This is a genomic window from Mycobacterium kubicae (genome assembly GCF_015689175.1).
Taxonomy (GTDB): domain Bacteria; phylum Actinomycetota; class Actinomycetes; order Mycobacteriales; family Mycobacteriaceae; genus Mycobacterium; species Mycobacterium kubicae.
Genome location: NZ_CP065047.1, coordinates 873,313 through 886,696, shown reverse-complemented (window position 1 = coordinate 886,696; position 13,384 = coordinate 873,313). Strand labels below are relative to the sequence as shown.

The window sequence follows — 13,384 nt, the reverse complement described above, 5'->3', positions numbered from 1 at the left end:
TTGTTAGCACTACTCAAAAAAGTAGTTGCGCGATCGCATAGATGACCAGGCCCGCCAGCGCCCCCACGACCGTGCCGTTGATCCGGATGAACTGCAGGTCACGGCCCACATGCAACTCGATGCGGCGGCTGGCCTCCTCGGCGTCCCAGCGCTCGATGGTCTCGGTGATGATCGCGGTGATCTCAACTCCGTATTGCGACACCAGGTGCTGGGCGGCGCGCACCATCCAGTTGTCCACTTTGTCGCGCAGGTCGGCGTCGTCGCGCAGGGACGCCCCGAGGCGGACGACCGTTTCGGCGATCCGGGTCCGCAGGGCGCTTGACGGGTCGTCGACACCTTCGAGGACCAGCCGTTTGAGCGTCTTCCACGCCGTGGCCGCGGCGTTGGCCACCTCGTCGCGCGCCATCAGCTGCTCCTTGACCGCATCGGCGCGGGCGATGGTGTCCGCATCGTTCTGTAGGTCGTCGGCGAACTCGAACAGGAAGCGCGTCGCCGAACGGCGCAGCTCGTGGTCGGGGTTGCGGCGCACCTTGTCGGTGAAGTCCATCAGTTCCCGGTGGATGCGATCGCCGACCAGATGGTCCACGAACCGGGGCGACCAGGTCGGCGAGTCCCGCTCGACCACCCGTTGGATCACCACGCCGGCGTTGAGCGACCACTGAAACGCCCGGTCAGCCAGCAACTGGATCAGCGCCTCCTGCCGGTTCTCGGCCAACAGGGTCTGCAATACCCGGCCCACCGGCGGACCCCACTGAGGTTCGGCGATGCGGCGCACGATCATCCGGTCGAGCACCTGCTGCACGTCTTCGTCGCGCAGCAGTTCGACCAGTACCCGCAGCACCGTCGACGTCTCGGCCGCCACCCGCTCGGCGTGCGCGGGTTCGGACAGCCACTTGCCCAGCCGGCTGGGTACCTGCGCGTCGCGCAACTTGGTCTCCACCACCTGCGCGGACAGGAAGTTCTCCCGCACGAAGGTGCCCAAGCCCTCGCCCAGCTGGTCCTTCTTGCGTTTGATGATCGCGGTGTGCGGGATGGGGATGCCCAGCGGGTGTTTGAACAGCGCTGTCACCGCGAACCAGTCCGCCAGCGCCCCCACCATGCCGGCCTCTGCCGCGGCCCCGACGTATCCCACCCACCCCGGTGCGGAGCCGTGCGCCTGTATCCACCGGCAGGCGAGGAAGACCACGCTGGCACCGACCAGGAAGCTCAGCGCAACGACCTTCATCCGGCGCAGCGCTGACCGCCGCTCGGCGTCGGCCGCCGGGTCGGCCCCGGCGAACGATTCCGCGAACGACGGGCGCGAGTGCTCGTTCGGTGACGAACTCATCTCCACTCCCGGCGTCCGGCCCGATGCTTCGGTCCTGTGTGCCACTACACCATCATGGGCTATCGCCCGGACCAGTTAATGTGACTCCCCTGTTCGGCCCGCGCCCGCGGCATCCGGTCGATGTGCCCAACGGGCGTCTGTACGCCGTAGTATCAAGGACGTCCTAGTGAATGGGAATCGGCGGAAAGTGGCAGAAAATATCCCGGCCGTGACAGTAAAAACCGATGGGCGTAAGCGGCGTTGGCACCAGCACAAGGTAGACCGACGCAACGAGCTGGTAGACGGCACTATCGTGGCTATTCGCCGACGCGGCCGCTTCCTGAGCATGGACGACATAGCCGCCGAGATCGGCGTCTCCAAGACGGTGCTGTACCGCTACTTCGTCGACAAGAACGACCTGACCACCGCGGTGATGATGCGCTTCGCGCAGACCACGCTGATTCCCAACATGGCCGCTGCGTTGTCGTCCGACTTGGACGGACTCGATTTGGCCCGAGAAATCATTCGCGTCTACGTGGAGACGGTCGCGGGCGAGCCGGAGCCCTACCGGTTCGTGATGGCCAACAGTTCGGCCAGTAAGTCCAAGGTGATCGCCGACTCCGAGCGCATCATCGCCCGCATGCTCGCCGTGATGCTGCGCCGCCGCATGAAGGAAGCCGGGATGGACACCGGCGGGGTGGAGCCGTGGGCCTACCTGATCGTCGGCGGTGTGCAGCTGGCCACCCACTCCTGGATGTCGGACCCGCGCATGACCAGCGATGAATTGATCGACTACCTGACGATGCTGAGCTGGAACGCGCTGTGCGGGATCGTCGAGGTCGGTGGCTCGCTGGAGAAGTTCCGCGAACAGCCACACCCCTTGCCGATCTTGCCGCCCCGCAGCGACCACTAGGTCCGCATCTGCGCTCGGTCACCGCCTGCCGAGGACCCTATGACCTGCGGAAAGCGGGGACTACGGCCAACAGCAGTTAGCATGCATCGGGGGCCAACGCAGTGTGGGGTGATTGGTAACTGCCGTGCGCCCTCCGAACATAGAAAGGCCGATCGTGATGTCTGTGCAGCTGACACCGCATTTTGGGAACGTACAAGCCCATTACGACCTATCCGACGACTTCTTCCGGTTGTTCCTCGATCCCACTCAGACCTACAGCTGCGCCTACTTCCAGCGTGAGGACATGACACTGGAAGAGGCCCAGATCGCGAAGATTGATCTAGCGCTGGGCAAACTCGGGCTCGAACCCGGTATGACGTTGCTCGACATCGGCTGCGGCTGGGGTGCCACCATGCGCCGCGCCATCGAGAAGTACGACGTCAACGTCGTGGGCCTGACGCTGTCGGAGAACCAGGCCGCCCACGTGCAGGAGATGTTCGACGGGATGGACACCCCGCGCAGCCGGCAGGTGCTGTTGGAGGGCTGGGAGAAATTCCACGACCCGGTCGACCGCATCGTCTCCATCGGCGCCTTCGAGCACTTCGGGCGGCTGCGGTACAACCGGTTCTTCCAGATGGCGCATGACGTGCTGCCCAGCGACGGCGTCATGCTGCTGCACACCATCGCGCGCCCGACTTTCAAAGACGCTCGGGCCAAGGGCCTGCGGCTGACCCACGAGATCGTTCACTTCACCCAGTTCATCCTGGCCGAGATCTTCCCGGGCGGCTGGCTGCCGACCGTCCCTTCGGTCGTCGAGCATGCCGCTCACGCCGGTTTCAAAGCGACGCGGGTCCAGTCGCTGCAGTTGCACTATGCCCGCACGCTGGAGACGTGGGCGGCCGCTTTGGAGGGGCAGAAGGACCAGGCCATCGCGCTGCAGTCGGAGGAAGTCTACGACCGCTACATGAAGTACCTGACCGGCTGCGCCAAGCTGTTCCGCGAGGGCTACACCGACGTCGTCCAGTACACGCTGGAAAAGTAGTCAGCGGGCACTCGGCGGTTCAGTAGCTGTAGAAGCCGCGGCCGGATTTCTTACCGAGCTGGCCGGCTTCCACCATGCGCAGCAGCAGCGGCGGCGGACCGTAGTGGGGTTCTTTGAACTCTTCATACAACTTGTCCGCGATCAGCTTGAGCGTGTCCAGTCCGACCAGGTCGGATAGCCGCAGCGGACCCATCGGGTGGGACAGGCCCGCCACCACGGCCTTGTCCACGTCGGCCACCGTGGCGAAGCCGGCTTCGACCATCCGGATGGCCGAGAGCAGGTAAGGCACCAACAGCGCGTTGACCACGAAGCCGGACCGGTCCGAGCAGCGCACCACCTGTTTGCCCAGGGTAGAGCTGGCAAACTCCTCGGTGCGGGCCGCGGCGGCCTCGTCGGTGACCAGAGTGCTGACCAGTTCCACCAGCGGCAGCACCGGAACCGGGTTGAAGAAATGCAGGCCCAGCACCCGCTGCGGGTTCTTGGTGGCCGCCGCGATCTTCATGATCGGGATGCTCGAGGTGTTCGACGCCAGCACGGCGTCGGGGTCGGTGATGACCTCGTCGAGCTTGGCAAAAACCGAGGCCTTGATGGTCTCGTCTTCGATGATCGCCTCGATGACCAGTTGCCGGTCGGCCAGGTCGTTCAGATCCGTGGTGAAGGTCAGCTGACCCAGCGCGCGGTCGCGCTCCCGCTCGGTCACCTTGCCGGCGCTCACGCCGCGTTCCAAGGACTTGACGATGCGGTTGCGGCCCGCGGTGATCAGCGCGTCGGTGGTTTCGAACACCGTCACCGCGACGCCGGCGCGGGCGGATACCTCGGCGATGCCGGATCCCATCTGCCCGGCTCCGACAACGCCTACCCGTTGTATCGCTGCGTCGCTCACTGACCCTCCTCAGAAATGCGCGAGCAGACGCAGAATCGCATCACTTGCGGTGCAAGCGTGCGATTCTGCGTCTGCTCGGCAGACTAACTCAGTGGAACTGGCCCTCTTCGGTCGAGCCGGTCAGCGCCGTGGTCGACGAGGTGGGGTCGACCGTGGTGGCGATCCGGTCGAAGTAACCGGCACCGACCTCGCGCTGGTGCTTGGTGGCGGTGTAACCGCGCTCCTCGGCGGCGAACTCGCGCTCCTGCAGCTCGACGTAGGCGCTCATCTGGTTGCGGGCGTAGCCGTAGGCCAGATCGAACATCGAGTAGTTGAGGGCGTGGAAGCCGGCCAGCGTGATGAACTGGAACTTGAAGCCCATCGACGCCAGCTCCTTCTGGAACTTCGCGATGGTGGCGTCGTCGAGGTGCTTCTTCCAGTTGAACGACGGCGAGCAGTTGTAGGCCAGCAGCTGGTCGGGGAACTCGGACTTGACGCCCTCGGCGAACTTGGCGGCCAGCTCCAGGTCCGGCGTGCCGGTCTCCATCCAGATCAGGTCGGAGTAGGGCGCGTAGGCCTTGGCGCGGGCGATGCAGGGCTCGAGGCCGTTCTTGACCCGGTAGAACCCTTCCTTGGTCCGCTCGCCGGTGATGAACGGCTGGTCGCGCTCGTCGACATCGGAGGTGATCAGCGTGGCCGCTTCGGCGTCGGTGCGGGCGATGACGACGGTCGGAACGTCGGCCACGTCAGCCGCGAGCCGCGCGGAGGTCAGCGTGCGGATGTGCTGCTGGGTGGGGATGAGCACCTTGCCACCGAGGTGACCGCACTTCTTCTCCGAGGCGAGCTGGTCTTCCCAGTGCGAACCGGCGACACCGGCGGCGATCATGGCCTTCTGCAGCTCGTAGACGTTGAGCGCGCCACCAAAGCCGGCCTCACCGTCGGCGACGATCGGCACCAGCCAGTTCTCGACCGAGGTGTCACCCTCGACCTTGGCGATCTCGTCGGCGCGCAGCAGTGCGTTGTTGATGCGGCGAACCACCTGCGGCACCGAGTTGGCCGGGTAGAGGCTCTGGTCGGGGTAGGTGTGGCCGGACAGGTTGGCGTCACCGGCGACCTGCCAACCCGACAGGTAGATGGCCTTCAGACCCGCGCGCACCTGCTGGACGGCCATGTTGCCGGTCAGCGCGCCGAGCGCGTTGACGAACTCGAGGTCGTGCAGCTGGTTCCACAGCACCTCCGCGCCGCGGCGCGCCAGGGTGGCCTCTTCGACGACCGAGCCCTGCAGGGCGACGACGTCTTCGGCGGTGTAGGTGCGGCTGATGTCCTTCCAGCGCGGATTGGTGTCCCAGTCGTGCTGGATCTGCTCCGCACTCTTCGGGGTGCCAACGTCAGACATGTGTGACGGCTCCTTCGGTCTCACTGATTTCTAAATACCGCGCCATCCAGCGGGGCTAGGGCTCAACTTCGCTGATGTGCTAAGTCGACGATGACATAGCTTATCTATGCTGGTCCACCCATTTCACTTGCGAATTTCGGCAACGCCCAGCGCCCGATTTGCGAATCTTGCGAAGCGCGCATGTAACTGAACCGTTACAGAAGCTACCAGCCAGTAACCTAAATTCGCAGGTCAACCGGCAATTTAACGGGACAATCGTCCGGTTAAAGAGTGAACAGCGCGGCGACCGCTTTGGTCTCGTCGCCGACGGCATATGTGAGCGTTGTAACAGTGCGGTCGACCAGCCCTGGACCGAACTGATCGGTGGAACCGGGCGGGTGCACATGCGTGATGATCTCGAGCTTGTCGCCCAGCGCGACGGGCGCCTCGTGCTCGATCGTGGTGCGCAGCGGGCTGGCCAGCAGTTCGGGGTGCGACGCGAGGTAGTCCTCGATCACGCTCCAGTACACCGAGTTGTTCATGTGGTCGAACAGGTCGATGTCGGTCACCCGCACCGGGAATTCGTGGATTTCCAGGGCGTCGTCGCGGCTGCCCGGCTTGAGATAGCCCTTCCAGCGCAACCGGTCGACGGAGGTGGTCTTGTGCAGCCCGGCCAGGAAGTCGTCGGCAATGCGCGACGGCATCTGCGTCTCGCGGTTGATGTTGATCCAGAACGCCTCGGATTCGATGAGTCCGCCCTTGCGTCCGTCGACGCGGACCCGCATCTCACACCACCGGTTGGAGGTGCCCGAGCACCAGCGCCGCAGCCGCAGCATGTCCTGGAATTCGATGGGCCGGATCAGATCCACCATGGTGCGACGGACGATCCACAGCGGGTGGGTCTCCTCGAAACCCATCTCGCGCAGCTGGTCCTGGCCGATGTCCTGGATGTGCCGGCAAGCCGCGTCCAGCCGCAACCGGCCGGTGCGATCGATGTCGCCGACGCGCAGCGGCCATTCGCGATCGAACACATCGGGGTGGCCGTCGGGCACGGGCATTAACTTTTTGTCCAGGCTCACGGCGCTGCTCCCCATTTCCTCCTCGGGTGAACCCCAGGCTCCTTCCGGGACATTAGATGCGAATCATGCCAACGACGTGTCCGAAAAACCAATTTGGCACGTGCTGCTAAGGCTGCAAACCTCAACTTCGCAAGCCGCGTACGCTGGGCGAAGTGACCAAGACGTTCGTCGGCTCGCGCGTCCGCCAGCTGCGCAGCGAGCGCGGCTTCAGCCAGGCCGCCCTGGCCCAGATGCTCGACATCTCCCCGAGCTACCTCAATCAGATCGAGCACGATGTCCGCCCGCTGACGGTGGCGGTGCTGCTGCGGATCACCGAGGTGTTCGGGGTCGATGCCACCTTCTTCGCCTCTCAGGACGACACCCGGCTGGTCGCCGAGCTGCGCGAGGTCACCACCGATCGCGATCTGGATCTCGACATCGACGCGCGCGAGGTCGCCGAGATGGTCAACGCGCATCCCGACCTGGCCCGCGCGGTGGTCAACCTGCACCGGCGGTATCGGATCACCACCGCGCAACTGGCCGCCGCCACCGAGGAGCGGTTCTTCGACGGCAGCAGCGGCACCGGGTCGATCACCATGCCGCACGAAGAGGTGCGCGACTACTTCTACCAACGGCAGAATTACCTGCACGAGCTGGACACCGCCGCCGAGGACCTGACCACTCGAATGCGGATGCATCATGGCGATCTGGGTCGGGAATTGACCCGCCGGCTGGCCGAGGTGCACGGCGTGCACATCAATCGACGTATCGATCTGGGCGATACGGTGTTGCACCGCTACGACCCCGAGACCAAGACGCTCGAGATCAGCAATCACCTCGCGTCGGGTCAGCAGGTGTTCAAGATGGCGGCCGAGTTGGCCTACCTGGAGTTCGGCGACCTGATCGACAGCATGGTCGCCGACGGCAAGTTCACCAGCGACGAGTCCCGCACGCTGGCCCGCCTCGGCCTGGCCAATTATTTCGCCGCCGCCGTGGTGCTGCCGTACCGCCAGTTCCATGACGTTGCGGAGAACTTTCGCTACGACGTCGAGCGACTTTCGGCGTTCTACGCGGTGAGCTACGAGACGATCGCACACCGGCTTTCGACGTTGCAGCGGCCCACCATGCGTGGCGTGCCGTTCTCCTTCGTCCGGGTCGACCGCGCCGGCAACATGTCGAAACGTCAGTCCGCGACGGGTTTTCACTTCTCCTCCTGCGGCGGCACCTGCCCGCTGTGGAACGTCTACGAAACGTTCGCCAACCCGGGCAAGATCTCGGTGCAGATCGCCCAGATGCCCGACGGCCGCAACTACATGTGGGTGGCCCGCACCGTCGAACGCCGCGCCGCCCGGTATGGTCAGCCCGGTAAGACCTTCGCGATCGGGCTCGGCTGCGAACTTCGCCACGCGCACCGACTCGTCTACTCGGAAGGACTCGACTTGTCGGGCAATGTAGCCAGTCCAATCGGCGCCGGTTGCCGGGTCTGCGAGCGCGACAACTGCCCGCAGCGTGCCTTCCCCGCGTTGGGTCGGGCGCTGGATCTCGACGAGCACCGCAGCACCGTGTCGCCGTATCTGGTGAAGCACGCATGAGCAGCCCGGAACCCGCTGCGCTGCAGCGCATCCCGTCCGGCCGGTTTCGTCAACTGGGACCGGTCAACTGGGTGCTCGCCCGACTGGGTGCGCGCACGGTGCGGGCACCGGAAATGCATTTGTTCACCACCTTGGGTTACCGCCAGTCGCTGTTCTGGGCGTGGCTGCTCTATGGCGCACGACTGTTGCGGGGACGACTTCCGCGTGCCGACACCGAATTGGTGATCCTGCGGGTCGCGCACCTACGCAGGTGCGAGTACGAGCTGCAGCATCATCGCCGGTTGGCGCGCGTGCAGGGGCTGGACGCCAATCTGCAGGCCGCCATCTTCGCCTGGCCCGACGCTCCGGATGCCAAGGGACCCAGGGCGGTTCTGAGCGCCCGTCAGCAGGCGCTGCTGAAGGCCACTGACGAGTTGGTGCTGGACCGCTCGATCAGCGCCGCCACCTGGCAACAACTGGCCGCTCACCTCAACCGGCAGCGGTTGATCGAATTCTGTTTACTGGCAACCCAATACGACGGGTTGGCCGCGACCATCCATGCGCTGGGCATCCCCCTGGACAACCCGGCGGACTGATCCTCAGAACGTGATTTCGGCCAGGACGGCCAATGTCAGCACCACCGGAAGAACCGGCAAGCCGAACACAAACGCCGACCACGAATATTTGCGGCGCCAGCGCATGAGTAGCCCACCCACCACGGCGCCGATGGCCAACGCCACCGAGGCCAGCAGGATCGCGATGCTCCAGCGGCCCACGGTCGTCACGTCGTCGCCGATCGAAATGGCGATCAGCCACAGCACGTAGCCGGTCGCCACACCGCCGATCGCGCCTACCGCCGTCTCGGTGCGAATCATTGCCGTTTAGAAGTTGATCATGTGGCCGGTCAGGCCGTGGAAGCACTCCTGCAGCGCCTCGGACATGGTGGGGTGGGTGTGCACGTTGCGCGCCAACTCGGTGGCGGTCAGGTCCCACTTCTGGGCCAGGGTGAGTTCCGGCAGCAACTCCGACACGTCGTGACCGATCAGGTGCCCGCCCAGGAGTTCGCCGTACTTGGCGTCGGCCACCAGCTTCACAAAGCCGCTGGGGTCGCCCATGCCATGCGCTTTCGCGTTGGCGGTGAACGGGAATTTCGCGACAACCACGTCGTAGCCTTCGTCGCGGGCCTGCTGCTCGGTGAGCCCGAAACTGGCGACCTGCGGTTGGCAGAACGTCGCGCGCGGCATCATGCGGTAGTCGCCCAGCGCCAAAGTCTCTGCGCCGGCGATGGTTTCGGCGGCGACCACGCCCTGCGCCTCGGCCACGTGGGCCAGTTGCAGCTTGCCGGTGACGTCGCCGATGGCGTAGATGTGCGAGACGGAAGTCTGCATGTAGTCGCCGATGCCGATGGCGCCGCGGTCGGTCAGCTCGACGCCGGCCTTGTCCAGCCCGTAACCTTCGACGTTGGGCACAAACCCGATGGCCTGCAACACTTTATCGGCCTTGAGTTCTTCTGACTTGCCGTCCTTGCTGACGGTGACGGTCACTTCGGAGCCGTCGTCGGAGATCGACTCGACCTTGGTGCCGGTCAGGATCTTCACACCCAGCTTCTTGAACTGCTTCTCGATCTCCTTGGACACCTCGGCGTCCTCGTTGGGCAGCGCCCGCGGCAAGAACTCCACGATCGTCACGTCGACGCCGTAGTTCTTCATCACGTAGCCGAACTCCATGCCCACGGCACCGGCTCCGGCGATCACGATGGACTTCGGCAGCTCCCGCTGCATGATCTGTTCTTCGTAGGTCACCACGTTGTCGGACAGCGATGTGCCCGGCACCAGCCGGGTGCTGGCGCCGGTGGCGATGATGATGTTGTCGAACGTGACCTCTTCGCTGCCACCGTCGTTGAGGTCGACGGACAACGTGTGGGCATCGGTGAACTTGCCGTAGCCGTGGATCTCGGTGATCTTGTTCTTCTTCATCAGGAAGTGCACACCGGCGACACGGCCTTCGGCCACCTTGCGACTGCGGTCATAGGCGACCCCGTAGTCGAACGTGGCGTCACCGCTCATGCCGAACGTCTTGGCCTCTTTGGTGAAGATGTGGACCAGCTCGGCGTTACGCAGCAGCGCCTTGGACGGGATGCAGCCGACGTTGAGGCAAACCCCGCCCCAATACTTCGGTTCGACGACTGCGGTGTTCAGTCCGAGTTGGGCGGCGCGGATAGCTGCGACATATCCGCCGGGACCGGCTCCGAGGACGACGACGTCATAGTGGGTCACGGCAACCACCCTAGTGGGCGGCTACCTAGTACGGCATCACGCCGACCAGGCAGCGGGTCGCATGCTCGCAGTAGTAGTAGCCGTACAGCGGCGCCGCGGCGGCCAACGAGGCGAACGGCGCCGACATCACCGCCAAAGACAGCGCGGTGATCATCGGCCTGCCCTGCACCATGGACAGCAGCAGACCCGCCACGGTGCAGGTCACCACATAGACCAGCACGACGAACACCGGCGCTGTCTTGTCGATCGTGTGGTACCACCAGTAGTACAAACTGAGCCCGAACTGGGCGGCGCCGAACCACACGCCGAGCAGCACCAGGACGAACTTCCACCACTTGAGGTAGCTGTAGCGGCCCGGAACCGTGACGGGGGCCGCAGCGGCCTCGGGTACCGCGTCGGCCTCGGCGGCGGGATCGGGCTCGGCCTTCGGCTCGGGCTTCGGCTCGGCTGGGGCCGTTGGCTTGGCGGGCTGCTCGGGCTGTTTGTCCAGCAGCCCGGCCAACGGGACGAACGGCTGCGAGTCGGTGTCGAAGTCCGGCACGAACGGCACCGAGGGTTCGCCGTCCTCGAATTCCGGCATGGGCCGCAGCGGCTGCCCGCCGGTGTCGAAGTCGGGCACGAACGGTTCGGTCCCCGGGCCCGCGTCCCGGTCTTTCCCAGCGGCTTCGTCAGCCACCGTTGATCACCCGCAGCGCCACCAGCACCCCGAACCACCCGGGCGCCAACGCGACCAGGAAGGCGCCTAGCAGCGTCACCCATCGACGTCCGGAGAACAGGATCGCCGACACCCCGATCACGCTGGGGATGCCGACCACCAGGGCGACGATGACCTCCGGGCGCAGCTGGGTGTGCACCAGTACGGTGGCTGCCACCGCAGCCAGCTGCCCCACCGCGACGCCGACCAGCATTGCGCTGGTCAGCAGCCATGACCGGGGAAGCGGAATCACGGTGTACGACCTTACTGCGGTTATGGCCGAGAGACCGGGCACGTTCCCGGCGCGTTGTCGGCGATGACCTGCCCCCGCAAGCCGGGCCGTGCGCCGCGCTCGTAGGCGGCACCGGTGATCACCGGAACCGACTGCAGCGCTGCCTGCTCTGCGTCGGTGAACACCCGGCCGCGGCTGAGGAATCGCAGCCCTTCGGGTGCTTCCAGGCTGAACCCGCCGCCGCGTCCGGGCACCACGTCGATGACCAGCTGCGTGTGCTTCCACGCTTCGTACTGGGCACCCGAGATCCACACCGGCACCCCGTCCGGCCCCACATCCAGCACACCCAGCAGGACGTCGCGGTCACCGACCAGGAAGTCCCCGCTCGGGTAACACATCGGCGAGGAGCCGTCGCAGCAGCCGCCGGACTGGTGAAACATCACCGGGCCGTGGCGCTGCTGCAGTTGGGCCAGCAACGCCGCCGCATCGGCGGTGATCAGCGCTCCCGGCGGGGCGGTCGCGCTCATCAGAACAACCCGAGCGCCTTCTCGGAGTAGGACACCATCAGGTTTTTGGTCTGCTGGTAGTGCTCGAGCGCCATCTTGTGGCACTCCCGGCCGAACCCGGACAGCTTGTAACCGCCGAATGCCGCGTGCGGGGGGTAGACGTGGTAGCAGTTCACCCAGACCCGCCCGGCCTTGATCTCGCGGCCGGCCCGGTAGGCGGTGTTGCCGTCCCGGCTCCACACGCCGGCACCCAGCCCGTACAAGGTGTCGTTGGCGATGCCCATGGCGTCGTCGTAGTCGCGGAACGGCGTCACCGCGACCACCGGCCCGAAGATCTCCTCCTGGAAGATCCGCATCTTGTTGTTGCCGCTGAAGATGGTGGGCTGCATGTAATACCCGCCCGACAGGTCACCACCGAGTTCGGCGCGCTCGCCGCCGGTGATCAGCTTGGCGCCCTCTTCCTTGCCGATCTCGATGTAGGACAGGATCTTCTCCAACTGGTCGTTGGAGGCCTGCGACCCGAGCATGGTCTCGGTGTCCAGCGGATCGCCCTGCCGAACCGCTTTGGTGCGGATGGCGGCGAGTTCGAGGAACTCGTCGTGGATGTCGGCCTGGATCAGGCTGCGCGACGGGCAGGTGCACACCTCGCCCTGGTTGAGGGCGAACAGGGTGAACCCTTCCAGCGCCTTGTCCTGGAAGTCGTCGTTGGCCGCCATCACGTCGGAGAAGAAGATGTTGGGGCTCTTGCCGCCGAGTTCCAGGGTGACCGGAATCAGGTTCTGGGAGGCGTACTGCATGATCAGGCGCCCGGTGGTGGTCTCACCGGTGAACGCGACCTTCGCGATGCGGTTGCTGGATGCCAGCGGCTTACCGGCTTCGGCGCCGAACCCGTTGACGACGTTGACCACACCGGGCGGCAGCAGGTCACCGATCAGCGACAACAGGTAGAGCACCGAGGCCGGGGTCTGCTCGGCGGGCTTGAGGACCACGGTGTTGCCGGCCGCGAGCGCCGGCGCCAGCTTCCAAGCACCCATCAGGATCGGGAAGTTCCACGGGATGATCTGGCCGACCACGCCGAGCGGCTCGTGGAAGTGGTAGGCGACGGTGTCCTCGTCGACTTGGGACAACGAGCCTTCCTGGGTCCGGATCGCCGCCGCGAAATACCGGAAGTGGTCGGCGGCCAGGGGAATGTCGGCGGCCAGCGCCTCACGGACCGGCTTGCCGTTGTCCCACACTTCGGCCACCGCCAAGGCGGCGGTGTGCTCGTCGATCCGGTCGGCGATCTTGCTCAGGATCGCCGCCCGCTTCGCCGGCGAGGTCTTCGCCCAACCCGGCGCCGCGGCGTGCGCGGCGTCCAGCGCCTTCTCGACATCGGCCTCATCGGATCGGGGAATCTCGCAGAAAGGCTGGCCGGTGACCGGCGACGGGTTCTCGAAGTAGCGGCCCTGCGCCGGGGCGACCCATTCACCGCCGATGAAGTTTCCGTACCGGGACTCAAAGGACATCAACGCTCCGGCGGAACCCGGACGCGAGAAAACAGTCATGGGTTTTCGGCTCCTCTTGGCAGATC

Annotated in this window: 14 protein-coding genes; 4 read left to right on the top strand and 10 right to left on the bottom strand. The window is 65.4% G+C overall.

Annotation, left to right across the window (positions count from 1 at the left end):
• Nucleotides 1–13: 13 nt before the first annotated feature.
• A complete protein-coding gene (locus I2456_RS04115; RefSeq protein ID WP_085075052.1) occupies nucleotides 14–1,327 on the bottom strand; it encodes a DUF445 domain-containing protein in 1,314 nt (437 codons plus the stop codon).
• A 187-nt stretch (nucleotides 1,328–1,514) separates the two neighbouring features.
• Between I2456_RS04115 and I2456_RS04110 the strand changes: the two genes are divergently transcribed.
• Nucleotides 1,515–2,219: a TetR/AcrR family transcriptional regulator gene (locus tag I2456_RS04110; RefSeq protein ID WP_068022412.1), complete on the top strand. Its 705-nt coding sequence runs from the start codon at nucleotides 1,515–1,517 to the stop codon at nucleotides 2,217–2,219.
• Nucleotides 2,220–2,376: 157 nt separating this feature from the next.
• The gene (pcaA, locus tag I2456_RS04105) at nucleotides 2,377–3,240 is read left to right on the top strand and encodes a cyclopropane mycolic acid synthase PcaA (protein WP_085075053.1); all 864 of its coding nucleotides are present in this window, start codon (nucleotides 2,377–2,379) and stop codon (nucleotides 3,238–3,240) included.
• A gap of 19 nt (nucleotides 3,241–3,259) precedes the next feature.
• Here pcaA and I2456_RS04100 read toward each other — a convergent pair whose 3' ends face one another.
• From I2456_RS04100 to I2456_RS04090, 3 genes are all read right to left on the bottom strand, one after another.
• The gene (locus I2456_RS04100) at nucleotides 3,260–4,123 is read right to left on the bottom strand and encodes a 3-hydroxybutyryl-CoA dehydrogenase (protein WP_068161982.1); all 864 of its coding nucleotides are present in this window, start codon (nucleotides 4,121–4,123) and stop codon (nucleotides 3,260–3,262) included.
• Between the two features lie 88 nt (nucleotides 4,124–4,211).
• Nucleotides 4,212–5,498, bottom strand: coding sequence for an isocitrate lyase (aceA, locus tag I2456_RS04095; protein WP_068022422.1), 1,287 nt, complete (start codon nucleotides 5,496–5,498; stop codon nucleotides 4,212–4,214).
• Nucleotides 5,499–5,761: 263 nt separating this feature from the next.
• Nucleotides 5,762–6,556, bottom strand: coding sequence for an acyl-[acyl-carrier-protein] thioesterase (locus I2456_RS04090; RefSeq protein ID WP_085075096.1), 795 nt, complete (start codon nucleotides 6,554–6,556; stop codon nucleotides 5,762–5,764).
• A 152-nt stretch (nucleotides 6,557–6,708) separates the two neighbouring features.
• Here I2456_RS04090 and ramB point away from each other — a divergent pair, with 152 nt between their 5' ends.
• Both ramB and I2456_RS04080 read left to right on the top strand, forming a co-directional pair.
• Nucleotides 6,709–8,127 carry an acetate metabolism transcriptional regulator RamB gene (ramB, locus tag I2456_RS04085; RefSeq protein WP_085075054.1) on the top strand — a complete coding sequence of 473 codons (1,419 nt, stop codon included), beginning with the start codon at nucleotides 6,709–6,711 and terminating at the stop codon, nucleotides 8,125–8,127.
• Nucleotides 8,124–8,702, top strand: coding sequence for a carboxymuconolactone decarboxylase family protein (locus tag I2456_RS04080; RefSeq protein ID WP_085075055.1), 579 nt, complete (start codon nucleotides 8,124–8,126; stop codon nucleotides 8,700–8,702). Before ramB ends, I2456_RS04080 begins: the two co-directional genes overlap by 4 nt.
• 3 nt (nucleotides 8,703–8,705) lie before the next feature.
• Here I2456_RS04080 and I2456_RS04075 read toward each other — a convergent pair whose 3' ends face one another.
• Genes I2456_RS04075 through exaC form a run of 6 tightly spaced genes read right to left on the bottom strand, consistent with a single transcriptional unit; the run spans nucleotide 8,706 to nucleotide 13,358 of the window.
• The gene (locus I2456_RS04075) at nucleotides 8,706–8,981 is read right to left on the bottom strand and encodes a hypothetical protein (RefSeq protein WP_085075056.1); all 276 of its coding nucleotides are present in this window, start codon (nucleotides 8,979–8,981) and stop codon (nucleotides 8,706–8,708) included.
• Between the two features lie 6 nt (nucleotides 8,982–8,987).
• A complete protein-coding gene (gene lpdA, locus I2456_RS04070; protein WP_085075097.1) occupies nucleotides 8,988–10,382 on the bottom strand; it encodes a dihydrolipoyl dehydrogenase in 1,395 nt (464 codons plus the stop codon).
• Between the two features lie 25 nt (nucleotides 10,383–10,407).
• A complete protein-coding gene (locus I2456_RS04065; protein ID WP_085075057.1) occupies nucleotides 10,408–11,058 on the bottom strand; it encodes a hypothetical protein in 651 nt (216 codons plus the stop codon).
• Nucleotides 11,051–11,329, bottom strand: coding sequence for a putative holin (locus tag I2456_RS04060; protein ID WP_068022437.1), 279 nt, complete (start codon nucleotides 11,327–11,329; stop codon nucleotides 11,051–11,053). Before I2456_RS04060 ends, I2456_RS04065 begins: the two co-directional genes overlap by 8 nt.
• A 20-nt stretch (nucleotides 11,330–11,349) precedes the next feature.
• Entirely contained in the window at nucleotides 11,350–11,835 is a 486-nt protein-coding gene (locus tag I2456_RS04055; RefSeq protein ID WP_068022440.1) for a DUF779 domain-containing protein, read from the bottom strand.
• The gene (gene exaC / locus I2456_RS04050) at nucleotides 11,835–13,358 is read right to left on the bottom strand and encodes an acetaldehyde dehydrogenase ExaC (protein WP_068022443.1); all 1,524 of its coding nucleotides are present in this window, start codon (nucleotides 13,356–13,358) and stop codon (nucleotides 11,835–11,837) included. Before exaC ends, I2456_RS04055 begins: the two co-directional genes overlap by 1 nt.
• Nucleotides 13,359–13,384 lie beyond the last annotated feature (26 nt).